Annotated in this window: 25 protein-coding genes; 6 read left to right on the top strand and 19 right to left on the bottom strand. The window is 46.0% G+C overall.

The features are described from left to right. Positions 1-307: 307 nt before the first annotated feature. The 12 genes from moaA to DUK53_RS09455 all read right to left on the bottom strand — a co-directional run bounded on the left by moaA (position 308) and on the right by DUK53_RS09455 (position 13,076). Positions 308-1,309, bottom strand: a complete 1,002-nt coding sequence (gene moaA, locus DUK53_RS09510; protein WP_036090576.1) for a GTP 3',8-cyclase MoaA — start codon at positions 1,307-1,309, stop codon at positions 308-310. Between the two features lie 18 nt (positions 1,310-1,327). Further along, a complete protein-coding gene (gene moaC, locus DUK53_RS09505; protein ID WP_036090574.1) occupies positions 1,328-1,807 on the bottom strand; it encodes a cyclic pyranopterin monophosphate synthase MoaC in 480 nt (159 codons plus the stop codon). 18 nt (positions 1,808-1,825) lie between these two features. Beyond that, the gene (moaD, locus tag DUK53_RS09500) at positions 1,826-2,068 is read right to left on the bottom strand and encodes a molybdopterin converting factor subunit 1 (RefSeq protein ID WP_036133476.1); all 243 of its coding nucleotides are present in this window, start codon (positions 2,066-2,068) and stop codon (positions 1,826-1,828) included. Next, positions 2,055-2,477 (bottom strand): molybdenum cofactor biosynthesis protein MoaE, encoded by a 423-nt coding sequence (locus tag DUK53_RS09495; RefSeq protein WP_036090570.1) that lies wholly within the window; start codon positions 2,475-2,477, stop codon positions 2,055-2,057. Before DUK53_RS09495 ends, moaD begins: the two co-directional genes overlap by 14 nt. After that, positions 2,474-2,959: a molybdopterin-guanine dinucleotide biosynthesis protein B gene (mobB, locus tag DUK53_RS09490; RefSeq protein WP_036133473.1), complete on the bottom strand. Its 486-nt coding sequence runs from the start codon at positions 2,957-2,959 to the stop codon at positions 2,474-2,476. The genes DUK53_RS09495 and mobB overlap by 4 nt, the downstream gene beginning before the upstream one ends. After that, on the bottom strand, positions 2,938-4,158 hold the full coding sequence (locus DUK53_RS09485) for a molybdopterin molybdotransferase MoeA (protein ID WP_036133470.1): 1,221 nt from the start codon (positions 4,156-4,158) through the stop codon (positions 2,938-2,940). Before DUK53_RS09485 ends, mobB begins: the two co-directional genes overlap by 22 nt. An 88-nt stretch (positions 4,159-4,246) precedes the next feature. Then, positions 4,247-4,999 carry a molybdate ABC transporter substrate-binding protein gene (modA, locus tag DUK53_RS09480; RefSeq protein ID WP_036133606.1) on the bottom strand — a complete coding sequence of 251 codons (753 nt, stop codon included), beginning with the start codon at positions 4,997-4,999 and terminating at the stop codon, positions 4,247-4,249. Positions 5,000-5,095: 96 nt separating this feature from the next. Beyond that, entirely contained in the window at positions 5,096-6,271 is a 1,176-nt protein-coding gene (locus DUK53_RS09475) for a nitrate/nitrite transporter (RefSeq protein WP_036090563.1), read from the bottom strand. A gap of 319 nt (positions 6,272-6,590) precedes the next feature. Further along, on the bottom strand, positions 6,591-7,259 hold the full coding sequence (gene narI / locus DUK53_RS09470) for a respiratory nitrate reductase subunit gamma (protein WP_036090560.1): 669 nt from the start codon (positions 7,257-7,259) through the stop codon (positions 6,591-6,593). After that, positions 7,249-7,854, bottom strand: a complete 606-nt coding sequence (gene narJ, locus DUK53_RS09465; RefSeq protein WP_236637292.1) for a nitrate reductase molybdenum cofactor assembly chaperone — start codon at positions 7,852-7,854, stop codon at positions 7,249-7,251. Before narJ ends, narI begins: the two co-directional genes overlap by 11 nt. Then, positions 7,817-9,412 carry a nitrate reductase subunit beta gene (gene narH / locus DUK53_RS09460; RefSeq protein ID WP_036133466.1) on the bottom strand — a complete coding sequence of 532 codons (1,596 nt, stop codon included), beginning with the start codon at positions 9,410-9,412 and terminating at the stop codon, positions 7,817-7,819. Before narH ends, narJ begins: the two co-directional genes overlap by 38 nt. Beyond that, a complete protein-coding gene (locus DUK53_RS09455; protein WP_036090662.1) occupies positions 9,402-13,076 on the bottom strand; it encodes a nitrate reductase subunit alpha in 3,675 nt (1,224 codons plus the stop codon). Before DUK53_RS09455 ends, narH begins: the two co-directional genes overlap by 11 nt. 366 nt (positions 13,077-13,442) lie before the next feature. Here DUK53_RS09455 and DUK53_RS09450 point away from each other — a divergent pair, with 366 nt between their 5' ends. Genes DUK53_RS09450 through DUK53_RS09435 form a run of 4 tightly spaced genes read left to right on the top strand, consistent with a single transcriptional unit; the run spans position 13,443 to position 16,116 of the window. Next, the gene (locus DUK53_RS09450) at positions 13,443-14,114 is read left to right on the top strand and encodes a molybdate ABC transporter permease subunit (protein ID WP_036133603.1); all 672 of its coding nucleotides are present in this window, start codon (positions 13,443-13,445) and stop codon (positions 14,112-14,114) included. 3 nt (positions 14,115-14,117) lie between these two features. Further along, on the top strand, positions 14,118-14,768 hold the full coding sequence (locus DUK53_RS09445; protein WP_036133463.1) for an ATP-binding cassette domain-containing protein: 651 nt from the start codon (positions 14,118-14,120) through the stop codon (positions 14,766-14,768). Further along, complete coding sequence (locus DUK53_RS09440; protein WP_036133460.1) at positions 14,755-15,312, top strand: molybdenum cofactor guanylyltransferase; 558 nt, start codon at positions 14,755-14,757, stop codon at positions 15,310-15,312. Before DUK53_RS09445 ends, DUK53_RS09440 begins: the two co-directional genes overlap by 14 nt. Positions 15,313-15,333: 21 nt before the next feature. Continuing rightward, positions 15,334-16,116, top strand: coding sequence for a DUF817 domain-containing protein (locus tag DUK53_RS09435; RefSeq protein WP_081964481.1), 783 nt, complete (start codon positions 15,334-15,336; stop codon positions 16,114-16,116). 21 nt (positions 16,117-16,137) lie between these two features. On the opposite strand, the gene DUK53_RS09430 is transcribed toward DUK53_RS09435, so the two are convergent. The 6 genes from DUK53_RS09430 to DUK53_RS09405 form a co-directional block, all read right to left on the bottom strand. Further along, positions 16,138-16,317 (bottom strand): hypothetical protein, encoded by a 180-nt coding sequence (locus DUK53_RS09430; RefSeq protein ID WP_036133451.1) that lies wholly within the window; start codon positions 16,315-16,317, stop codon positions 16,138-16,140. Beyond that, entirely contained in the window at positions 16,310-16,759 is a 450-nt protein-coding gene (locus DUK53_RS09425; RefSeq protein ID WP_036133449.1) for a hypothetical protein, read from the bottom strand. The genes DUK53_RS09430 and DUK53_RS09425 overlap by 8 nt, the downstream gene beginning before the upstream one ends. A gap of 102 nt (positions 16,760-16,861) precedes the next feature. After that, positions 16,862-17,206, bottom strand: a complete 345-nt coding sequence (locus DUK53_RS09420) for a PqqD family protein (protein ID WP_036090539.1) — start codon at positions 17,204-17,206, stop codon at positions 16,862-16,864. A gap of 128 nt (positions 17,207-17,334) precedes the next feature. Next, entirely contained in the window at positions 17,335-19,233 is a 1,899-nt protein-coding gene (locus DUK53_RS09415; protein WP_036090536.1) for an OPT family oligopeptide transporter, read from the bottom strand. 303 nt (positions 19,234-19,536) lie between these two features. Next, positions 19,537-19,644 carry a putative holin-like toxin gene (locus DUK53_RS09410; protein ID WP_081964480.1) on the bottom strand — a complete coding sequence of 36 codons (108 nt, stop codon included), beginning with the start codon at positions 19,642-19,644 and terminating at the stop codon, positions 19,537-19,539. A 289-nt stretch (positions 19,645-19,933) separates the two neighbouring features. Then, positions 19,934-20,704 (bottom strand): Cof-type HAD-IIB family hydrolase, encoded by a 771-nt coding sequence (locus DUK53_RS09405; protein ID WP_036090534.1) that lies wholly within the window; start codon positions 20,702-20,704, stop codon positions 19,934-19,936. A gap of 512 nt (positions 20,705-21,216) precedes the next feature. Between DUK53_RS09405 and DUK53_RS09400 the strand changes: the two genes are divergently transcribed. Beyond that, positions 21,217-21,426 carry a DNA-dependent RNA polymerase subunit epsilon gene (locus DUK53_RS09400; protein WP_036090531.1) on the top strand — a complete coding sequence of 70 codons (210 nt, stop codon included), beginning with the start codon at positions 21,217-21,219 and terminating at the stop codon, positions 21,424-21,426. A 6-nt stretch (positions 21,427-21,432) separates the two neighbouring features. Further along, a complete protein-coding gene (gene rnjA / locus DUK53_RS09395) occupies positions 21,433-23,100 on the top strand; it encodes a ribonuclease J1 (RefSeq protein WP_036090530.1) in 1,668 nt (555 codons plus the stop codon). A 51-nt stretch (positions 23,101-23,151) separates the two neighbouring features. Here rnjA and DUK53_RS09390 read toward each other — a convergent pair whose 3' ends face one another. Beyond that, positions 23,152-25,452, bottom strand: a complete 2,301-nt coding sequence (locus DUK53_RS09390; protein ID WP_036133447.1) for a bifunctional metallophosphatase/5'-nucleotidase — start codon at positions 25,450-25,452, stop codon at positions 23,152-23,154. Positions 25,453-25,615: the final 163 nt, after the last annotated feature.

Genomic DNA, 25,615 nt, shown 5'->3' with positions numbered 1-25,615 from the left:
AGCGGAGCATACTAGTGTATGTGATGACTGAAAACAGGGAGGGAGTCCTTTCCCCGACCATGTAAGAAGTTAAGCGAAACCGCTCTTGTGCAGCAGAACCGCAAAGACATACCACATCCTTGTTCTAAATACTCGGAAGAACGGCCTACTCTCAATGCTCATAGGCATAACTCATTTCGAACAGCCGGGGAGGATTACATGCTCGCTTTGCTCTCATGCATATTGGGGCTGTAACTCATTTCATTTCGAACAGCCCCAACAATGCGAACGCTTGCCGCCGATTTACTTAGCTTATACTCTGTCTATATCATCCGCCGATTTGGCTCATGCGTCTTGTTGTCGGTTTGTGTGATTGCATTTCGTCTTGTAAAGCAATCGCCATCTCGTGACTTTCTGGTTTATTATCGATGGATTTTTGTACGAGTGCCATCAGTTTCTCTGGATCGTCAATGAACGGGCGAATATTCATTTCCTCGTCCCAGTACAGACACGCTTTAATGTAGCCGTCCGCGGTCAGACGCAATCGATTACAGCTCGCGCAAAAATGGGAACTGACGGGGTGAATCAAGCCAAATGTTCCTTTTGCGCCTTCTAAGCGGTAGTTCTCGGATGGGCCGTTGCCACGAATCGAGTCCACTGGTTTGTAGGAAAGTCCCGCCTCATCACAGGCATCGAAAATCGTTTGTAGCGATAAATATTGTTTTTTCCAGCCATCGCCAGCGTGACCGATTGGCATATATTCGATGAAGCGGATGTTGATATCTTTGTCTTTCGTAAATTGCAGAAAATCCAGAATTTCATCGTCGTTCTGACCTTTGATCAAGACAACATTCAGTTTAATCGGGAAAAATCCAACTTCTTCTGCCTTCGCGATACCGTCCAGCACTTTTTGTAGCTTACCGCCACGGGTGATGGTTTTGAAACGGTCTTCATGCAGGGAATCTAAGCTGATGTTGACACGCGTTAAACCAGCTGCTTTCAGGGCTTCGGCTTTTTTGACAAGGTACATCGCGTTGGTTGTTACCGCAATATCCTCGATTTCTGGAATGGCACTAATGCCTGCGATAATGTCTACAATGTCGGTTCGCAAAAGTGGTTCGCCACCTGTAATCCGGACTTTTTTGATGCCGTAACCGACGATGATTTTCATAAAGTCTACAATCTCATCTTTAGATAGGACTTGTTCGTGAGGTAGGAATGTCATACCTTCATCGGGCATACAATAAACACAGCGCAAATTACAGCGGTCGGTGACGGAAATACGTATATAATCATGGACGCGTCCAAAGCGATCGGTTAATAGTTGCATGATACCTGCCTCCTATCGTTATTTATCGAAACGGAATTTTCCGCTTTTGCCACCTGTTTTTTCAACTAGATGGGTATTTTCAATGACAATTTTTTTATCTATTGCTTTACACATATCGTAAACGGTCAGCGCGGTCACAGATACGGCGGTCAGAGCTTCCATCTCGACACCGGTTTTTCCAATCGTGACTACTTCGGCGATAATCGTTAAGTGATCCTTGCCATCATCAGTGAACATGATATTGACTTTTGTCGTCATGATTGGGTGACACATCGGGATTAGCTCACTTGTTTTTTTTGTAGCCATAATGCCTGCTACTTGCGCAACGGCTAGCACATCGCCTTTATCGATGAGCCCGTCTTTAATACGTGTTAAGGTCGCCTCTTCCATATGTAGCGTTGTTTTGGCGATGGCACGTCTTTGCGTCTCACTTTTTTTCGTTACATCCACCATGTGGGCCCGTTGTTCGTCATTAAAATGGGATAGTTCATCAGTCATTTTATCGGCTCCTTCATCTCATCCTCCGCTTACTGGAGGGATTATCGCGATTTCTGAAACGTCTGTCAAAAGGCAATCGTCTGTTTGAAACTCCATGTTGACCGCAATCATGCACTTGGCCACGTCGGCTTCAATCGCTGGAATTTCCTTACTCACTAACTGTCTCACATCTGCGACAGTCTTGCAATCAGAAAGGTCGAGATTTATTTCTTGAAACCCGGCTTTCTGGACGAGAAAAGCGAATAGTTTAATGGGCGTCATCTCGCTCACCTCCCCAACGAACACGATCCGTATCGACTTCTTCTTTCCAAATTGGCACACGTTTTTTTAGCTCTTCAATGATAAAACGCGAACCTTCGTAAGAGGCGGCACGATGAGGCGTCGCAACTCCGATAAATACAGCAATATCGGTCAATGCTAACTCGCCCAGGCGGTGAATCACAATCACGTCCGCGTCATATTTCGTCTCTACTTCATGCGCGAGTTTTGACAGTTCCTTGATCGCCATTTCTTTGTACGCCGTGTAACGAATCGTCTGCGTTTGGATTTCGCCAGTCCATTCGCGAATCGTGCCAACAAACATATTCACAGCGCCAAATTTGGCATTGGCTAACTTCTGGTATGTGGTGCCAACGTCAATCGGCTCCTGTTGTAATCTAACATCTATCATTGTAAAAATTCCTCGATTATCGTCTGACATAGTGCTTCTTGAGCATCTTGCGTACTTACTTTCAAAATGTTGGCTGGGAGCCCGTCGCGCAACGTTGCCATCTTGTAAATGGCTTGTAACGTTTCTAGTGTCGCCACATCTTCCGCGTCTCGCACCATCACGATTTTTGGAAACGATGCTTCCTTGTAGCCTTCGATTAAAATCACATCGGTTGGCGGCAGGCTCGCAATCATGTCTTTTAGCGTGATGCCTTGGTCGACCATGATGGCGTGTTGGGAGGAGGAAGATAAAGCGACGATATCTGCGCCGCTTTCGCGAAATGAGTAGGAATCTGTGTCTGGATGGTCGATTGCGAAGGCGTGCGCGTCGTGTTTGATGACGGCTACCGTGTAGTCTTGCGCTTTTAGTTGTTGCACGAAACAATTGGTGAGCGTTGTTTTGCCGCTTTTTTTGAATCCAGTTATTTGGAAGATAAGCGCCATATCTCGATCTCCTCTCCTTTATTTTTGCCGGTTTTGCCGCTCGGTATTTTGATGAGGCATTCGGTTAGGTGTAAATTGCCTAGCGCGCTCGACATGTCACTGCCAACGGGAACGGCGGTTAGTTCGCCTGCCTCGTATAATAATTGACCGCGTAAAAAGCGATCGTACGCGTTGTTTTTCGAGTAATCCGCGCCCATTTTTGCCGGTTGAAAAGTGAACTGGGTTTCGATGTCGCCGCTCATTTTGGCAAGGACTGGCGCGATGAGTAGGTGGAACGCGGTGAAGCAGGCGCCGGGATTGCCGGATAGAGCCGCGACTAGCGTGTTTTCGTAGCGCATCGCTGTCGTGACGCTGCCTGGCCGCATTTGGATTTTATTGTAGAGCAGTTCGGCATCTTCTTTTGCGATGATGGCCATGAAATCGAAGTCCCCGACGGAAACACCGCCTGTCGTCAAAATTAGGTCGGCTTGTTTGGCAAGGTCGGTGAGCCGGTTTTTGGTCAACGCTAGGTCGTCTTCAATTTGCTCCACGGCAATGACTTCCGCGCCTGCGTCTTTTGCTAGCGCCGCCAACATCAGATGGTTGCTGTTGAAAATTTTGCCGTCTGGGAGTGGCTCGCCGGGTTGGACTAACTCGGAACCGGTGGATAAAATCGCGACACGGGGACGGCGGAATACCGTCACGTTCGGGACGCCGAATGCTGCGAGTAGGCTGATGGAGCCGGGATTCAGGTGGTGATGGGCTTGGAGTAATGTTGCGCCCTCCTCGAATTCTTCGCCGCGCTCGGTGATGTTGGTATTTTTATGCGTATTGATGAGTGTGATGGTCGCTACGTCATCTGTTTCGCGGGACTGCTCCAACATGATAATTTTGCCAGCGTTTTCAGGAACTTTGGCGCCGGTCATGATGCGCACGGTTTCGTTTGCCTGCAAATCGTGATTGTACGCAGAACCGCATGGCACGTCCGCCACCACTTGAAACGTTCGTGGATAGTTGGCGTCGTCCTCGGCTCTGATTGCGAAACCGTCGTAGCCTGAACGCCTAAAATGCGGCATCGCCATCGTTGCTTTTACTTCCTGCGCCAGGATTCGACCGTTCGCGTCTGCGATTCCGATCTCTTCTGCGCCAAGCATGACCTTGTTATCCAGCAACCTTTTCTGCGCTTCCTCCACTCGAATCGCTACTCGTTTATCCAACATGCCCGACACTTCCTTTTCTCGCAAATTTCAGCTAATTCCACTATACATCAATCCCTATGAAAATAACAGTGTAAGCGCTCACTTATCGTTAGTTCGCCTCACCAAATCCATATTTCTTCAAAATTTTCTGAGCTTGCGTCCCCTTCATGTAATCCATAAATTTGGACGTCTCATCCGCAGCTTCTGAATCCTGAATCGTCGCCGCATAATACCCGATTGGGCTATGCAAATCATTGCTAATTTTATACGCCGTCTGCACTTTTTTCGAAATCATCGCGTCCGTTTGATAAACAAAACCGATATCCGCATTTCCAGATTCCACGTACGCCAACACTTGACGCACATCACTCGCCTTCACCAAACGAGCTTTCACAATACCCATCAACTGCTTTTTCGTCAAAAATTCCTCCGCATATTTCCCCGCCGGCACCGAAGCAGGATCCCCGATCGCAATCACGCGCGCCTTCGCTAGTTCCGTTGTAATATCCCCATTCGGAACACTCTTGCTCGGCATCACAGCCACCAGCGTATTCGAAGCAATTTCCGCTTTATCATCAATCAACTTTTTCTTCATCAACTTATCCGCATCCGCAGCGCTTGCGAGCACAACACCATCAACCGGCGCCCGATTTTCCACACGCTCGCGGATTTGCCCTGAACCAGCGAAGTCGAATTCCAATGTCACATTGTCGTGCTCACCCTCATACAAAGGTTTCACGTCATCCATCACATCTTTCAAACTCGCCGCCACAGAAATATGTATCGATTGCGGTTCCTGCTCGCCACATCCTGTCAAAACCAATAATACCCCAACGAAAAGCAACCCACTTTTTATCCACATTTTCACCTTGCTTGCCCCCTATTTCAGTCTACTCCTATTGTACGGAATTTCCTAAAAAAAAGACAGCGAAATAGTTCCACTGCCTTCCATTTCAAATCAGGTTGTTATAGTCGGTTTGCGTAAATAAACAGCCCAAACCGTCACAAGACAAACGAGTGCAAACACGCCGAGCAAAATAAATCCAAGCGTATAAGAACCTGTATTTTGTTTAATAATACCTAACAGAAGCGGCGGGAAAAATCCACCAAGTCCACCGGCAGCCCCAACAAACCCGGTCACAGCACCCGTATTCCCTTTGGAAACCATCGGCACCATTTTGAAAATAATCCCGTTTCCAAGACCTACAATAAGCGCGGTGATGAAAATAAGTGTTGTAAAGACGCCATATTGCGTCAGTGAAAAAGCAATCAAGAACGCGGCCACAGCAATCATCGCAAAACCAGTCGTCAACAGTTTCGTCGGATTTAGTTTATCCGCTAAAATCCCACCAACAGGACGCATAAATGTCGCGGTCGCTGCAAATCCAGCAGAGAATAACCCAGCGTTCACCGCCCCAATCGAGAACTGATCGCCCATAAATGCCGGTAAATAGTTACTCAGCGCTACAAACGAGCCAAACGTCAGGAAATAGAACAAAGATAAATACCACGTGTTCTTATCCTTCACAACCGACAGCGACTGCTTCAACGTTTTCTTTTCCGTCGACAACTTCATTTCTTTCGCAAAAATCGCAAAGATAGCGACAATAATCACAATCGCAATCATCAAAGAATAATAAATCCAATCAAATCCCCAGTTCGCATTAATACGCGGGATAATCAGTCCAGAAAGTGCATTCCCAATGTTCCCCATTCCAGCAATCCCCAAAATCAAGCCTTGTTTTTCAGCCGGAAAAAAGGTAGAAACGTAAGAAATCGCGATAGCAAAAGTCGTTCCAGCCATACCGATGAAAAACGCGCAGAGCATTAAGTATAAATAAGTGCTCGCAAACGGAATCAACGCCAACGGAATGAGCGTGAATAGCATCGTGATAATATATATTTTCTTACCACCATACCGATCACTTAAAATCCCCATTGGAATTCGCATAATAGAACCCAGAAGTACAGGCGTTGCAATAAGTAAACTTTTTTGTGAAGCAGACAGGCCAAATTCCGCGGCAATCTGATTAGAAACGGGCGATAAAGAAGCCCAGACCATAAATGAAATCGCCATCGCAACTGTAGCAATGGTGAGCGCGATATACGCGTCTTTTTTTGATGTATGTTGCATGTTTATTTCTCCCCTCGTATAGAGTTTGGTGCATAACCGGTGTAAATCGGCGGCAAGCGTTCGCATTGTTGGAGCTGTTCGAAATGTAATGAGTTACAGCCCCAATATGCATGAGAGCAAAGCGAGCATGTAATCTTTCCTAGCTGTTCGAATACAATGAGTTACAGCATCGCGAACAGGCGGTCCATAGTTCCACCAAACGGATGGAATACAAACGCTTTCGCTCGATTTGTGTTAAGCCAACTTTTCGTCCTACCCTTTAAATATGGTAAAGCAGTTATTTCTCAGCTTTTAGTTATGTCCCAATCTCATAAAATTCCTAGCGACGATAAATAATATAACTCCTCTTCAAATACGACAGCGGTACGCTCCATGCATGCACCAATCGCGTGTACGGAAATAGCGCAAAAATCAGAAACGCGCTAATAATATGCAGTTGGAAAAATACCGGCACGTTCGCCATCAGACTCGCATCTGGCTGGAAAATGAACAACTGCCTAAACCAAACCGCAATCGATTCGCGGTAATCAAAGCCAGGATTCGCCGGGTTCGCAAACAACGTACTCGCCATTCCAAGAAATAGCGTGAACAATAGCGTCACATTCACGATGATATCCATAATCGAACTCGTCATTCGCACGCGATCATTCGACAACCGCCGGAAAGTCAACAAAAACATCCCTGCAAACGCCATAATCCCAAAAATACTTCCAATTCCGACCGCGACGATATGATACATATGCTCGCTAATACCAATCGATGTCGTCCAACTTTTCGGAATAACTAAGCCGATAAAATGCCCACCGACAACGAAAATAATCCCGATATGGAATAAAATACTCCCAACCATCAATTGCTTTTTCTCAATCATTTCCGAAGACTTCGAGGTCACCGTAAAATGGTCGTAGCGGTAACGGAAAATATGACCGAACACGAAACTCGCCAAAACAAGATAGGGCAAAACAACCCATAAAAAATTATTCCACATGCTGCTTCTCCTCTCCTTGTTTCACGCAAACGCGCAATTCATTCCGCATTGCCTCAATCACAAACCGATATGGATTTCCCGCCTCTTCAAGCGCCTGAAGCAAATGATACGAACCGTCTTCAATCACGCCAATCAAAAGCTCAATACTATCACCAGAACGCTCATCCAGATACCAATCACCCGCATCAATAAACTCAAGCATCAGTGGCAGATAATCCGTCAACTCCGCATCATCCGGCAACAAACCGAACATCTCATACAGCACCTTCAACTTCGCCAACATCTGCCCGCGTTCCCGCGCATCCTCAAACTTATAAAACGTCATGTACAACGTCGTCTTTTTATTAAAATCAAACGTGTCCACATATGTTTCTGTAATCTCACCCAAAGTCAGCGCAGAAATTTCCTCCCAAAACGCTGTTATCAATGCCAGCGTTTTAGGATTTTCAAACGTTTCTAAAAGTAGAAACCGATCATTAATAAAGCGTTTTTCAGGATACGACAACACTGCCGAAATAGCGCCAAAAACAGCGCGTTTCTCGTCTAGCAAGGCATAATTAATCACGCCAAATCCCCCCATAAAAACTTTCTTCATACATATCCTGCGTGGATTTTGAAGGCTGCTGCGTACTATTTCCCATCGGCATCGGCGTATTCGTAACATCCGGCTTATTAATCTGATCCGCCAAACTACAACCACCACAAACGTCCTCCGAAAAACCAGATGAACCTTGCGCTTTATACGTATCGATGTAATCCTCTTTATGACTCGCCGGAATCACAAAACGATCCTCATATTTCGCAATCGCAAGCAGGCGATACATCTTCTTCACTTCTTGCTCCGTCATCCCGATTCGCGCCAATTTCTCCGCATCAAACTCCTTACCAGAGCTCACTGCACGCATATACATCCTCATCATCGCCATTTTTTGTAGCGACGTCTTAATCACATCCGTATTTCCCGCCGTCAGCAAACTCGCCAAATAATCAACAGGAATCCGCATTTCATCAATCGCCGGGAAAATCATATCCGGATTATTAATCGAATCTTTCCCTTCAAAATAGTTCATGATTGGCGAAAGTGGCGGCACGTACCAAACCATTGGCATCGTGCGGTATTCTGGATGCAGCGGGAACGCAATCTTGTATTCCTTCGCCATTTTGTAAACAGGAGAATTCTGCGCTGCCTTAATCCAATCTTCTTTAATACCGTCTTTGCGCGCCTGCTCAATCACCGCTGGATCATTCGGATCAAGGAACAAGTCAAGCTGTTTTTGATACAACTCCTTCTCGTCCTCTACAGAAGCCGCTTCTTTCACGCCATCCGCATCGTACAGCATGACGCCAAGATAGCGAATCCGACCTGTACACGTCTCCGAACAAACCGTTGGCAAACCAGCCTCGATACGCGGGAAACAGAACGTGCATTTCTCCGCCTTATTCGTTTTCCAGTTGAAATATACTTTTTTATACGGACAACCAGTCATGCAATAGCGCCAGCCACGACACGCTTCCTGGTCAACCAAAACAATTCCGTCTTCATCGCGTTTATACATCGCGCCACTCGGACACGACGCCACGCAAGAAGGATTCAAACAATGCTCGCACAAACGCGGCAAATACATCATAAACGCTGTCTCAAAATTGGTTTTTATCTCCGTTTCGATGTTTTTCATGTTCGGATCAAGCGGCATCGTGGTTGGTGCTCCCGCCAAATCATCCTCCCAGTTTGGGCCCCATTCGATTTCCATGTTCTTGCCTGTAATCACGGATTTTGGACGCGCCACCGGTTGGTTTTTCTTCTCTTTCGGCGTGAAAAGTGTATCGTAATTGTACGTCCACGGCTCATAATAATCCTTTAATTCCGGCATATCTGGATTGTAGAAAATTTTCCCAAGCATAACTTTATTCCACTTCGAACCAGCCGCAAGCTCCAATTTCCCTTTTTTCAGTTTCCAGCCGCCTTTGTAGCGTTCTTGGTCTTCCCATTGTTTCGGATAACCGATACCGGGCTTCGTTTCGACATTATTAAACCAGATATACTCGGCACCAGGGCGGTTTGTCCACGTATTTTTACACGTCACACTACACGTATGGCAGCCGATGCATTTATCTAGATTCATTACCATTCCTACTTGTGCTTTAATCTTCAAGCCAATTCACCTCGTTCAGTTTCCGGACAGCAACATAGAGATCCCGCTGATTTCCAATTGGTCCATAATAGTTAAAACCGTAGCTAAGTTGTGCATATCCACCAACCATTTGTGTTGGTTTCACGTGGATTTTCGTCGGCGCATTGTGACTACCGCCTCGCGTTCCTGTAATCGAAGTGCCTGGAACGTTGATATGACGGTCTTGCGCGTGATACATGTACATCGTTCCTTTAGGCATTCTGTGACTAACAACCGCACGCGCCGTTACCACACCATTTCGGTTATAAACTTCGAGCCAGTCATTGTCTTTAATTTTGCCAGCTTCTGCGTCTTCATGGTTGATCCACACGTTCGGGCCACCACGGAAAAGCGTCAACATATGCTGATTATCTTGGTACATACTGTGAATATTCCACTTACCGTGCGGCGTCAAATAGCGCAACACAATCGTATCCGGCGTCTCCACAATCTCCTTATCACGTGGTGCAAAAACTTGCGGTGGCAATGTCGGCTTATACACCGGCAACGCTTCCCCATATTGTAAAAACATCTCGTGATCAATATAAAAATGTTGTCTCCCAGTCAGCGTCCGGAATGGCACCAAATGCTCAATGTTCGTCGTAAATGGCGAATAACGCTTGCCATCCGTATTCGAACCCGTAAATACTGGCGTCGGAATCACTTCACGCGGTTGCGCCGTAATGCTTTGGAATGTAATCCGCTCCGCCTCGCGTGGCTTCGCTAAATGACTAAGCTCCATTCCCGTCGCGTCCTCCGCCACTTCCCAAGCCCGAACCGCAACCTTCCCGTTCGTCGCACTAGAAATATGCAGAATCGCATTCGCCGCCTGCCGTTCCGACTCCATAATTGGCATCCCGTTCTTAATCGAGTCATCCTCATAAACCCCGTTGATGCCTTTCATTTCCTCATATTCCTCCGCGACCGAGAACTGCGTCCCATGCGCGCCAACCTTGCCCGTTCCCACATTTGGACCAAGCGTAATAAATTTATCGTAAATCTGCGTATAATCACGCTCTACAAATTGGAAATGCGGCATCGTCTTACCTGGAATCGCCTCAACCTCGCCTTTTTTCCAATCCTTAATCTCACCATAAGGCTGCGAAATCTCCATCTGCGAATCATGGTTCAGCGGCAACATAATCACATCCCGCTGCACCTCATGCAAGTGATCCTTCGCCATCTCAGAAAACGTCTGACTCAAATCCTTGAAAATATTCCAATCCGATTTCGACTCCCAAAGCGGGCTAATCGCCGGGTTAAATGGATGCACAAAAGGATGCATATCCGTACTCGAAATATCCGTCTTCTCATACCACGTCGCAGCAGGAAGCACCACATCCGAATAAATTGGCGTCGCCGTCATCCGGAAATCAAGCGTCACCATCAAGTCCAGTTTTCCTTCCGTTTCCTCATCACGCCACACCATTTCCTCCGGCTTGAACTCATCATTTGGCGTCGACAACAAATTATTCGTCGTTCCAAACAAATGCTTCATAAAGTACTCCTGCCCTTTTCCACTAGAAGAAACAAGGTTCGAGCGCCATACAAAAAGACCACGCGGGAAGTTCACAGGATTATCCGGATCTTCCACCGCAAACTGCAATTTCTCCGATTTCAAATCCTCGACAATACCCGACACGATTTCCGCATCCGATTTGTCCTTATTTTCAGCCGCGAACAGCAAACTATTCTTGTTAAACTGCGGATACGAAGGCAACCAACCAAGTCTCGCCGCCAACACATTGTAATCCGCCGGGTGTTTATAGCTCGTTTTTTGCGCCAGTGGAGACTTCAAAGCATCCGTGTCCATCTCCTCATAACGCCACTGATCCGTCGCAAAATACCAGAAACTCGTCGCGTTCTGCTGTCTCACCGCGCCCTGCCAATCCTTCGCAAAAGCCACTGTTTGCCAGCCCTCAATCGGACGACATTTCTCCTGACCAACATAATGCGCCCAGCCTCCGCCATTCACGCCTTGCGATGCCGTCAAAATAACCAAGTTCAAGATCGAGCGGTAAATCGTGTCACTATTAAACCAGTGATTAATTCCCGCGCCCATGATGATCATCGAACGACCACCCGTATCAATCGCATTCTGCGCAAACTCACGCGCAATCTGCGTCACAATATCCGCCTTCACACCCGTAATCGGTTCCTGCCAAGCCGGCGTATACAAGCTTTCCGCATCATCCAATCCACGCGCCGCCATCGTGTCCCCATCATGCCGCGCCACACCATACTGACTCAACATCACATCATAAACCGTCGCAACTAAGCGCTTCGAACCATCCGCCAGCGTAATTTCCCGAACCGGCAATTCCCGTTCAAAAATCCCATTCCCCGTATTATCAAAATAAGGAAACGCAACCGTATCGATCCGATCCAAGCCAACCGTCATCGCAGGCGCAATCACAGAACCATCCTCACGTGCAAGCGACAAGTTCCACTTCACGCCCTCTTCCCAGCGCTGACCCATCGTCCCATTCGGAACCACAATCTCGCCCGTCGTCTCATCAATCAAACACGTTTTCCAATCCGCATTAGCCGCCTTCTCAAGCCCCGCATGCAAATCGTCCTCACGCAAGAAACGACCCGGCGTCAAGCCCTTATCCGTCTGATCAAGCAACAGCAAAAACGGCAAATCCGTAAACTGTTTCGCATAATCAATAAACTGCGATTCCGCGCGTTCCACATAAAACTCCTTCAAAATAACATGCGTCATCGCTTGCGCAAGAGCAGCATCCGTCCCAGGATTCGGCGCCAACCAATTATCCGCAAACTTCACGTTCTCCGCATAATCCGGCGCAACCGCAACAACCTTCGTCCCCTTATAACGAACTTCCGTCATAAAATGCGCATCCGGCGTCCGAGTCAGCGGCACATTCGAGCCCCACATCATAATGTAACCCGCATTATACCAGTCACTCGATTCCGGCACGTCCGTCTGCTCACCCCAAATTTGCGGAGAAGCAGGCGGTAAATCCGCATACCAATCATAAAAACTCAACATTTCACCACCGAGCAGCGTCAAAAACCGCGACCCAGCCGCATAACTAATCATCGACATCGCAGGAATCGGCGTAAACCCAGCCAAGCGATCCGGTCCATATTTCTTAATCGTATAAATAAGCATCGCCGCAACCATATAATACGCTTCCTGCCAAGTCACACGAATCTGTCCACCCTTACCACGCGCACTCTTGTAACTATCCGCCTTCTCAGGATCTTCCACAATACTCGCCCAAGCCTTAATCGGGTCCCCGTACTGCTTCAACGCATTTTGCCATAAACGCCACAATTTCCCGCGCACATACGGATATTTCACACGTAACGGACTATACTCATACCACGAAAAACTCGCGCCACGCGGACAGCCACGGGGTTCAAATTCCGGCATGTCCGGCCCACAACTCGGGTAATCCGTCGCCTGATTTTCCCACGTAATAATCCCGTTCTTCACGAAAACCTGCCAACTACACGAACCCGTACAATTGACACCATGCGTCGTGCGAACCACTTTATCATGACTCCAACGATCCCGATACATCTTCTCCCAAGCCCGGCTTTTCTCCTCCATCACCGTCCAGTTACCATTAAATTTCTCCGTCCGTTTAAAGAACCGCAAACCTTTTTTCCTCACTATGTACCACCTCATTTTTGTTATTATATTCACAAAGAAAAACAGTAAAATTCCTATCTAATCCGATAGTACAACTTCTCCCATTTCCGCGCATCGGGAGAATCCCTATATTTTCGCGACTAATATTCTTTGACAATGCATGATTCGCATAACATAATAGAGAAGGAATACATAAAAAATCAATCCGCAGACCATTATCCAGGTTTTCATTCTGTCCCACCAAACTTCAAGCGCGCCGACAAGGGTTTAGTTCCTAGGCAAAAGCGAGTACCGAAGCGGAATGTGCGATTTGCACTCGAGCATCGGAACAGAGTTTTTAACGACGGAAATGAGCCCTTGTCGGCGCGCTTGATCGGAGGTTCAACAATTATGCTAACACCAGTCCTACACTCACTTATCATCGCGTTTGCATCCACACTTCTCGCGTTCCTCACCATGCTCCCACTCAGCTACTACTTCGCGAACCGCAAATCACGATTTCAACTCATCATTGAGATCATCATCCTGCTACCACTCGTTTTACCGCCAACCGTTGTAGGCCTGATTCTACTCAATCTGTTCGGAAAAAACGATCTTCTCGGCGCCTTTTTATGGAATAACTTCAACTATAGCTTCATCTTCACGCTCGCCGGTGCCGTTATCGCAACAACGATCATCATTTTACCAATTATGTACCAAGGCCTAAAAAGCGCGTTTCTCTCCATCGATCACGACCTCGTCTGGGCCGCACAAACCCTGTCAGCCAACGCCAGAACTATCTTTTTAAAAATTATCCTACCAAACTGCTGGCAACCAATTTTAGCAGGGATTTTACTTAGTTTTTGCCGGGCGATGGGTGAATTCGGAGCAAGCCTGATGGTCGCTGGTTACATCGAAGGAAAAACCAACACCATTGCCTCCAGTATTTACTTCATGGTTCAACAAGGCGACATGCGCACCGCCATTTATCTTGGACTCATCAACGTCATCATCGGCATTTTCGCGCTAATGATCATCCACATCCTGACCGTCCGCCAAACCAACTTAACGAGAGGAATGTAACCCATGGCACTACGCTTAAAATTCAAAAAGAAACTACCCTTTCACGACCTTGATATCAACTACGATTTCGTCGCGCCAATCACCGCCATTATGGGCGCTAGCGGCTCCGGCAAATCTACCCTATTTCAATGCATCAGCGGCCTCAAAAAAATCGACGAAGGCATCATCGAATTTGGCAACACCGCTTGGGACGATACATATAGTGATATCACCGTTCCAACCGCTGCTCGCAAAGTCGGCTACCTCTTCCAAAATCTAGCCCTCTTTCCAAATATGAACGTCTTTCAAAACATCGCATTCGGCCTAACCGTCAACAAAAAAAATCGCGCCGAAATCGAGCAACAAGTCCGCAAAATAAGCGATTACTTACAGATTTCCCATCTCCTTTTTTCCTCCGTTCAGAAATTATCCGGCGGTGAAAAACAACGCGTAGCCATGGCTCGTGCGATGATTATCAATCCGAACCTACTACTTTTAGACGAACCATTTAATGGTCTTGACGAAGATACGCGCAACATCTGTATCGAACTCGTTGGCCAAATGGCGCGCGATTTCGACATTCCTGTCATCTTTGTCACCCATTACCACCAAGAAGCCGCCTCCCTCACAGGCGAAATTTTAAAAATAAAGGATGGTCGCCTTGTCAAAAACTAAATCAATCGCAGGCATCATACTTGCAGGTGGAAATTCCCGACGTTTCGGCGAAGATAAAGCGCTGTACAAAGAAACACCCAACGCGCCAACATGGGTAGAACAAACCGCCGACAAAACGCGCTCACTCGTCGATCACGTCTTCATCGTCACGAATCAGCGCCTATTCCCAAGCATCCAAGCGCTATTCCACGACGATACAACAACCGTCCTAACCGACCAAGAACCGTTCGTCGACAAAGGACCACTCGGCGGCATTCACGCAGTCATGAACGCCAGCAATTACGATCACTACCTACTCTCACCAACCGACACACCACACATAACGACCGCCATTTTCGCCGAGCTCATCCATCAGGGAAATGCCTATGCCGCAACCGAGACCGCGCAACACTACCTAACAGCCTGCATCCCTCCTTGCAAAAACGAAATCGAGGCCATGTTACGCGCAGATAACCTTCGCATTCGGCAATTATTACAAACCATCGGCACACAAAAACACCTTTTTCCAAGCGACATCCCATTCCAAAATAGAAACTACAAATAATCATTCTTCTGGAGGTACCACATGCGTTTCCTATCCCTGCTCTGGCAATTCACCTGGACACAAATACTCTGTTGCATCTTCCCAGCCATCATTTTTCTCTCGCTCGCCTTTTCCAAATACATCGATATTCCCTTCATTCCAAGGTACGATTTACTACTTATCATCTGCATCATCGCCCAACTACTTCTGATCAAATTCGGCCTCGAAACGTGGGACGAACTCAAAGTCATCATGCTTTTTCACGTCATCGGTCTCGTCCTTGAAATCTACAAAATCCAGATGGGGTCCTGGGCCTATCCAGAAGACGCTTACACAAAAATTTTCGGCGTCCCACTCTACAGCGGCTTCATGTACTCAAGCGTCGCCAGCTACATTTGCCAAGCCTGGAAACGCTTCGATCTCACCGTCAAAAATTGGCCCAAAAGCAGCTACGTCATCATCCTTTGCGCCGCGATTTACCTCAACTTTTTCACCCATCATTACATCTGGGACTTGCGCTACATACTCATTATCGCCGTCCTAATTCTGTTCCTGCGCACCGTCGTATCCTTCACAGTCGGCGACAAACGCCTGAGGATGCCACTATCCCTGTCCTTCCTGCTCATCGCATTCTTCATCTGGGTCGCAGAAAACATCGCCAGCTTCTTCGGCGCCTGGTACTACCCTGACCAAGAAGTCACCTGGCGACTCGTCGGCTTCGGCAAAATCACCAGCTGGTACCTGCTTATCATCATCAGTATCATGATTATCGCCGAACTGAAATTCCTCAAAAAAGACCGCGAAAACCCACCGATTCACGATTGATTCGGTGGGTTTTCTCACATACTATTTATCTTTTCTTCGTTCACGGATATACTTATTACAATAAAAATAGACCATAAAAACAGCGATAAAAATAAGAATGCGATACATATCCGAAAAACCGTAATCCGGAATAAAAATCAAGCAACCAATAATCCCCGCAACTATACATCCCAAAATATTAAGCCGAACTTGCCTAGACATACACAAGCTCCTCGCCTTTGATTCGCTTATCATAAGGAACCAACTCCAAATCTATCCCCTTTTGCGCTTTCAGTTTCAAAAACGCCTCCAAATCAAGCGGACCATAAGGCTTCTCCCACTCCAAATCAAAAATCCAATACTGCGGATTCCGATGCTTCAAATGACGCGCGCCGACTTCCTCCGTGTCCTCCGACTTAGCAATCAAATACGCCTCGTCCCAATCCAATGCCACGATATTCCCAATTGTTTCTTCCGTATCATCCACAGCAACCGTGAACACATTATCCATTGCCCCATCAGGATATTTCCGCACAAAATCATGCTCCATCGTGTTAATCGCCACAATTTGATACTTATCATTCACAGCAATTTCATAATCACCAGCCCCCGAACAACCAGCCAGCGCCAATATACTCAAACTACCAATCCATTTCTTTATCATCTAAATTCACTCTTTTCTGCCATTTCCCTATGTAAAACTATCCCAATCCACCTTATCATAAAAAAACAGCGAAGACCAAAAATCTGATCTCCGCCACTATCCCTATCCTCTTTTCCACTTCAACCAACTATACGAATCCATAATCTGCAAGAAACGAACCAACCTCGACAAACTCATGCCATCTTCGTTCCCAAACGTCCGTGAAAACCGTTCCTCCATCTCTGGAATCGATGTCTCCCCGTCCATTTGCGAAAGGATAAAATAACCATGTTCATCGAGCTTAATACGCCGTTCCGTAGGCTGTTTCAAAAGCTTCGTCGCCACGCGCTCCAACCAAGCCGAACGCGGCACAATCAAGTACTTCTCCTGCTCCGCCACTTCCAAAAACAGATCATCCTTCAAAACTGGAATTTCTTCCAACATATTTCGCCGTTCTTTTTTTCGCATAGAATCAATCCCTCCTTATGTCCAACCATTTCAAAGCGACAAATGATTAGATGCTAGGCAAAGGCGAGTACCAGCGCGCGCACGAGCACTGGAACGGAGCCTTTAACGACGCAGACGAGTCTTTGTCGCTACGCTTTTTGCTTACGTGGTACTGTTGAGAAATACAGCAATGTACACACAATCAAGAATACCAAAAACGGTAACCATTGATTCGAAAGCAAGTACTCTGTCGGGATAATATTCGGGTTAATCGAAATCGCAAACGCGATAATCACGCCTAGAAGGGATTCTCCAGCAATTAAACCGGACGCAAACAACGTTCCACGCTCAATTCGTTCCGCTTTTTCCTTGTCCTTTTTCAACTTGATTACTTGGTTCACGATCAAACGCACAAATCCACCGAACATAACCGTCGCACTGATGTTTAGCGGCAAGTATAGGCCTACTGCGAAAACAAGCGAGTTCATGCCTAGGAATTCGATCACGACCGCAATCGAAACCCCGATAAAGATTAACGTCCACGGCAAATTACCATTCAAAATACCTTCTGCCAGGATTTTCATCAACGCCGCTTTTGGAGCTGGCAATGCTTCAGAACCCATACCGTACGCGTTATCAAGCAACGTCAAAATGTAACCCATCACAAGACCACTGGCAATAACACCAATCATCATCGCGACCTGTTGCTTCCAAGGCGTCCCACCAACGAGATACCCGGTTTTCAAATCTTGTGAAATATCGCCCGCAACCGCAAGCGCCGTACAAACAATCGCTGCAACCGTCAATGTTAAAACAATACCTTCTGTACCGCTGTAACCGAACGATTTATAAGCAATCGCCACAATCAGAAGTGTCGCAATCGTCATCCCCGAAACTGGCGAAGAAGAACTACCAACAATCCCAACAATCCGGGATGCCACGGTAACGAATAAGAATCCGAAAATCGCAATCGCCAAAGCGCCGATAATCCCAACATTCGTAAATGGATCAAACGCAATGATAACAATCAAAACCGTAATCCCAATCAAAACCCATTTCATCGGAATATCTTTATCCGTACGCTCAATTTCAAGCATTTTCTGACCTTTATTTTTATTCAGACCAACCATCGTACTGCGAAGCGTCTGCACAATCGCCGGCATCGTTTTTGCAAGTGTAATCAAACCACCCGCAGCAACCGCACCCGCGCCAATATAGCGAATGTAGTTATCCCAAATCATGCTCGCATCTAACGTTTTCAAAGCTTCTGACGCTGGGAAAATCACATCCGAACTACCCGCACCGAAAAACGCGATCGATGGGATCAATACAAGCGACGCCATCAAACCACCCGCCACCATCTGACCTGCAATCTTTGGCCCAATAATGAACCCAACGCCGAGCAGCGCCGGATAAATTTGCGTCCCAATAAACGCATTTTGGAAATTATAAATCCCCGTCTGCACGTCGCTTCGGAACACCTTGAATCCATCTGTAAGAACTTTCACAAGAGCCCCAACCCCGAAACCAAATACGACGAGTTTCGCTTGCGCCCCGCCACCTTTTTCACCCGTTTTCAGAACTTCCGCACAGGCCGTTCCTTCTGGATATGGCAACGTTTCGTGTTCATTAACAATCAGCATTCTTCTAAGCGGCACCATCATGAATACGCCTAGGAATCCCCCCGTTAATACGATGAACACCAACATAATTTGGTTGATATCCACGCCAAGCATAAAGAGCGCCGGAATCGTAAATACTGCACCCGCTCCGAGCGCTTCCCCAGCTGTCGTCATCGTTTGTACAATATTATTTTCTAAAATTGAATCCCGCCTAAAAATACCACGCAAAATTCCCATCGAAATAACTGCCGCTGGAATTGACGCCGATACAGTCAAACCTACTTTGAGCCCCAAGTAAGCATTTGCCGCACCAAATAAAATAGCGAGAATAATACCAAGAACAATAGAAGTTACTGTCAATTCTGGCAATGACTTGGAAGCAGGTATGTAAGGCTGAAATTTCTTGCTACCCATTTTATCACTCATTTTGTAACGTCTCCTTTTTATGTTTTGTATAATCTTTGTTCCTTTAAAGCAAAGATTCAGTATCTATTTTACCGCTACCTCTCTATTTTCGCAATGGATATCTGGAAGAAAAAACAAGAATGTACATTCATTGCTTGAGTAATGATGCAGAGTTATGTTATAATTAGGGCAAATAAAAAGAGAGCCGTGGTGGTACACGACTCCCTAGTATAGAATGACGTAAGCCGCTTAAAAGACGGTGACTTTCGTTAGATGTTCAAGAACCCACCTAATCTCTGGTCAGAGTGTAGTAGATGGGTTTTTTTATTTGTCGTCCTTCATCGCTTGCACAATTACGATAACTAGCTTGAGAAAGGATAAAATAAACATTCCAAACCCAAGCGCCATCATAATCGATTCCGCAACTGACATCAGGCATTTCCTTTCTCCAGATTTGATAGCCTACATACATAAGCATCACTCCCTTCAATCAGAAAGCCACCATCCTTTACTGATGTAGCCTATAATCCAAATAAATCGGCGACAAGCGTTCGCATTCCGAAGTTTTGGCGAACTTCCGGTTCTCATGTACAGTCGTACACTCCGCTTCCGGCTTTCACCAAAACTTCAGAATACAAACGCTTTCGCTCGATTTGTTTAAAGCACTAGATCTCCTAGCACTACAAAAACGGCGAATCCACGATCCGATTCGCCGCCTTACTTATAGTAATCCCAGTCTTTGCAATCCTTTCAAAACCCCGTCATTATCCACGGAATCCGTCACGAAATCCGCAATCGCCTTCACTTCATCACGACCATTTTCCATCGCGACTCCCGTGCCGACTTCTTGCAACATTTCGATATCATTCAAACCGTCGCCAAACGCGTAAGCATCTTCAATTTTGAAATCCAAGCGCTTCAACATTTCGCGAATTCCCACTGCTTTTGACCCATTCGCCGGTGCCACGTCCATCGATACGTCATGCCAGCGTAAGAAGCCATATTCAGGAAAATTCTCCTTATAAAAAGCATCATGACTCTCGTCCGCAAACAATAAGCATTGATACAACGTCCGACCTTTGTAAAACTCGGCATCAAGCTCCGGATACCCTTCTTTAAGCGAGTTCATTCCCTCGTGCACCTTATGATGATCCGGAATATTCGTCCGCAACGTCTCCTCATTCATGAACACAAGCGGATGATCCAAATTCTCCGTAATCTCAATCAAACGCTCCATTGACGCCTGCGGTAGCGGATTATCAAACACCATCTCCCCCTCAAACACAACATATTGTCCATTGAAACTCACGTATGAATTAATATTCAATTCCTCACATATATCTTTCAGTAAAAAAGGCGCCCGTCCAGAAGCAATCGCCACATAAACACCCTTATCCTGCAAGTCTTTCACTGCTTTTCTCGCTGAATCTGGAATCTCCTTGTTGTCATTTACCAACGTACCATCTACATCAAAAAACACAATTTTCTTCATCGCTCAAATCTCCTCAGACCAAATTTGCGGGAAAAAATGCACCCATTACTACTCACCACTAAGTATACCAAAAAAAGTGCGCTAGCGGGCAGAAACTATATCTAAAACACGATTTTCTAGCTTTCTATGACTTTTTCGAGCTATTTAAGTATATTGTAGTAGCATTTATCGTTTTTTATGGTATATTAGAACTCAAGGATAAAAGTTCGGATCTTGTTTTTACAAAGAAGTGACTCGTTGAACCTACCGCGAATTGAAATCATTATCTGCCCATTTTGTTTAAAATGCGTAGAATAATGGTATTCAATTGGAGTAGGCGAAAAAAACGCAGAATGTCATGCTATATTCTAAAATCGTAGCCAACCTTTAGACGCACGGCTACCATTGTTTCTTTTTGCCTTTTTAACTGGGTCATCCCTCTTTATCCATGAAACCGTATGTAAATAGATTGCAAATGAGGAGCAATGCTATTTTTACAATGAATAATAACGAAACATAAAGGAGAGAAAAAAATGATTTTTAAAGTTTACTATCAAGCAACAAAAACCGAAACACCTGTCAGAGAAAAGACACAATCCATCTATGTGGAAGCAGGTAGCGTGCCAGAAGTGCGCGTTATTCTAAAAGACCAACCCTTCCATATCGAGCTAGTAGAACAATTGAGCGAGGCGCACCTACAATATGAAAAACAAAATGAAGATTTCCAACTGTGGGGGCAGTAATCCGCTATGAAATTTGTAAAAAATAATGAAACAGCTGTTTTCGCACTCGGTGGTCTAGGCGAAATCGGAAAAAACACTTACGGCGTGCAATTTCAGGACGAAATAATCCTCATCGATGCTGGTATCAAGTTCCCAGAGGACGAACTACTCGGCATTGATTACGTTATTCCTGATTACACATACCTCATCAAAAACAAAGAAAAAATTAAAGGCTTGTTTATCACGCATGGTCACGAAGATCATATCGGTGGCGTTCCTTACTTGCTTCGCGAACTAAATATCCCCGTCTACGCTGGGAAACTCGCGGCAGCACTTATCCGCAACAAACTGGAAGAACACGGTCTACTGCGCCAAACGAAAATTTACGAGTTTGAAGAAGAAGATGTTTTCAAATTCCGCAAAACAAGTATTTCGTTCTTCGCAACGACGCATAGTATTCCAGACTCTTACGGCATCGTTGTCAAAACCCCATCAGGAAACATCGTGCACACAGGCGATTTCAAATTCGATTTCACACCTGTTGGCGAACCTGCGAACTTAACAAAAATGGCGGAAATCGGCAAAGAAGGCGTGCTATGTCTCCTTTCAGATTCCACGAACGCGGAAGTTCCTAATTTTACAATGAGTGAGCGCATCGTTGGGGAAAGTATCAAAAATATTTTCCGTGATGTCGATGGTCGGATTATTTTCGCGACGTTCGCATCCAACATTTATCGCTTGCAACAAGTCGTAGAATCATCCGTCGCAACTGGTCGTAAAATTGCGGTGTTCGGTCGTAGTATGGACTCTGCCATCACGATTGGTATTGAGCTCGGCTACATTCAAGCGCCAAAAGATACGTTTATCGAATGGGGTCAATTGAACAAACTACCCGCGAACGAAGTCACCATTCTTTGTACCGGTAGTCAAGGAGAACCGATGGCCGCACTTTCGCGTATCGCGAATGGTACCCATCGTCAAATCCAAATTCAGCCCGGTGATACAGTGGTCTTCTCCTCTTCACCAATTCCAGGAAATACGATCAGTGTTAACCGCACGATCAACCTACTTTTCCAAGCTGGTGCAGAAGTAGTTCATGGTAAAGTCAACAATATCCACACATCTGGTCACGGTGGCCAGCAAGAACAAAAACTAATGCTTCGTCTTATGAAGCCAAAATATTTCATGCCGATTCATGGTGAGTTCCGCATGCAAAAGATGCACGCTCAATCTGCGTTCTATTGCGGCGTACCTCATGAAAACAGCTTCATCATGGAAAACGGAGATGTGTTAGCCCTAACCGCTGATTCCGCGCATGTTGCAGGTAAAATCCAAGCAGCAAACGTGTATATCGACGGTAGCGGAATTGGCGACATCGGTAATATCGTATTGCGCGATCGCCGTGTCCTTTCCGAAGAAGGCTTAGTGATTGTCGTTGTATCGATCAGCGCGTCGAAAAATAAAGTCATGGCTGGTCCAGATATCATTTCACGCGGTTTCATCTACATGCGCGAATCTGGCAACCTGATTAATGAAGCGCAAGGCTTGTTACGCCGCCATCTCAACAAAGTGATGGATAGCAAAACAACGCAGTGGTCTGAGATTAAAAACGAGGTTACCGACACGTTACAACCATTCTTATATGAAAAAACAAAACGCCGTCCGATGATTTTACCGATCATTATGGAAGTGTAGTATAGAAAAAGGCTCCTATCAGAAATGACTGATCGGAGCCTTTTTGCGTGATTAAGCTTTGCGTCTTATATAGTATAGACCAACGCCAACTAGCACTAATCCGCCTAGCACAACGCCTGTTTGATCTTCATCACCCGTTTGTGGCAAGTTTGTATTTTCCACAGGTGTCACCACTGAATCCGCATCACCATTTACAGGAGGATTCACTGGTTCTGGCGTCACGGTGCCGCCATTTCCATTATCTGTATCCGGGGTATCCGGTGTTTCTGTACCACCGCCATTATTATCCCCAGGAATCTCTTCGCCGCCACCATTATCAATCGGATCAGCAGCCATAACTGCTACCGTAAATACCTTGCTGTAACCGTCTGCATCCGTTATCGTGACACCGAATGTTTCTCCTTCTTTCAAGTTTTCACCGCTCATATCGATTTCAAAATTGCCGTCTGCGTCCGCGACAACTGGCGCTACTTTCGCCTTCACTGCCAACGTATCTAGCGTCACAGTTGCACCTGGAATAGTTTTACCTTTAAACACAGCATCTTTTTCTTTATACGATACAAAAGTCGTGCTATCCGTGATGGCTTGAATCGCCGCATCTTCTTTTTCCTTCGCTATTTCGGCTTCTGTTTTGAATACCTTACGACCAAGTTCTGGCGTCACCAATTTGCTTTGCGACTGAATATAGTTGATGAATGTGTCTGTGTCTGGATCGATGACATCGACTTGCTTCCCTTTCGTAAACGCGGAGAAAGAATCGCCGCCACCAAATAGGAAATCGTTAATAACAACGCGGTAAGTCGCTGCTGGATCTAGTTTCGTGCCATCTTCCTTCATCACATCAACGACACGCTTTTCGCCCGCATCATTTTTTGTGTACGTGTATTTTAAACCAGAAACTTGTAAAAAGTACTTTTCAGATTCGTCGTATTGCTGATTCAATGCTTCGATAATGTCCGCGCCAGAAAGCTCGACCACTTGCAAGATATTCCCAAAAGGTTGAACGGCTTGCGCTGCGCCCCATGTCACTGCGTAGGAACCGTTCGCTGCAGTTCCAACAAGGTCGGCACGAATTCCTCCATTGTTTGTCATCGCAAAATCGACAGCAATTCCTGCTTGTTTCGCCATTTCGCGCTGGCCATCTGTGATTAGATTTCCAAGTGGTGATTCGTTGTCCGCATTCGTATCACGCGTCAAAACAGCGCTATCCATTTGCCCTATTGGCTTACTGATGACAGGATTCACCAATGCATACGCTTCATCAATGACACTGCGAACTGCCGCATCTGGCGTCACATCTTGCAAATTATATTTAATTTCTGCATTCGGCGTTGTCTCAAAATCTTTCGTCGTTTTATTGAGGACACCCGTCACATTGGAATACGCTTTTCCGTTATTGTAACTTTGCACCAAACGCGTACTACCAACTTTCCCGTTCGTATATTGGTGATTATGACCCGCTAAAACAAGGTCCACGCTATTGTTTGGCGCAATTTGATTCACTTTATTAATCATGTCAACCGCCGCGCCAGAAACTGCGCCTTCCCCGTTCGTCGGATTTCCAGGAGTGAGCGCTGGAACGTGTGATAAAACAACGATTGCCTTCACGCCTTTTGCTTGGAGTTCCGCCGAGTATTTCGCGATAGTTTCCGCTTCGTCTAGGAAGTTGAAATTTTGAATATGATTGGCGAGTACGAGAGATGGGATTTCTGTCGTCACAACGCCGATAAAGCCGACATCCACGCCGCCCATATTTTTAATCTCGTAAGGTTTGAAACCATAAGGAATCGCACCATCAGACTTGTTCACCACGTTCGCAACGACAATCGACATATCGGATGCCTCATGATCGTAATTTTGCGTGATTTCATTAAAGTCCGTCGTATCTCCACCATCTAAAATTCGTTTATATTCCGCTAAGCCTTCGTCAAATTCATGATTTCCAAGCGTTCCAATTTCGAATTTCATCCGATTCAATACTTTGATCGTCGGTTCATCTTGCAATAATCCTGAAACGGCTGGGCTCGCGCCGACCATATCTCCCGCTTGCACGCGTATCGAATTACTTGCCGCGTTGTCCGCTAAACCATTCGCCGCTAAAAATGCCGCTTCTGAATTATTCAGATTTGTTGCCAAGTAATCGGCACCGCCAATTTTTCCGAGTGGTGAGCTAGAAGGCGTGTCCAATGCGCCGTGGAAATCATTGACTCCTAGTATTTGCACAGGCACAAGGTTCGGGTCCACCGCTGCCTCCGCCGAGTTGGCATTTCCACCGAGCGCTGTCGCCCCAATTCCAACCGTCAAACTTGCTGCTAACACAATCTTTAATCCCTTTTTGTACATTTTATTCACGTTTTAAATTCCTCCCTTTTTATATGTGCGGTAAAAAGTTATGTATGTAAATTAGCGATTCTACCACACTTGTAAGCGTTTTAGTCGTACTCCATCATTGTAACAAAAGCCACACCCCATTTCAATACAATTAAGATACCTTAACGAAACAGTAATATTATTT

The organism is Listeria sp. SHR_NRA_18 (assembly GCF_003856515.1).
In the GTDB taxonomy this organism is placed as follows: Bacteria; Bacillota; Bacilli; order Lactobacillales; family Listeriaceae; genus Listeria_A; species Listeria_A newyorkensis.
Note: the sequence above shows the minus strand (reverse complement) of the source record. Positions and strands in the feature narration are given on the sequence as shown.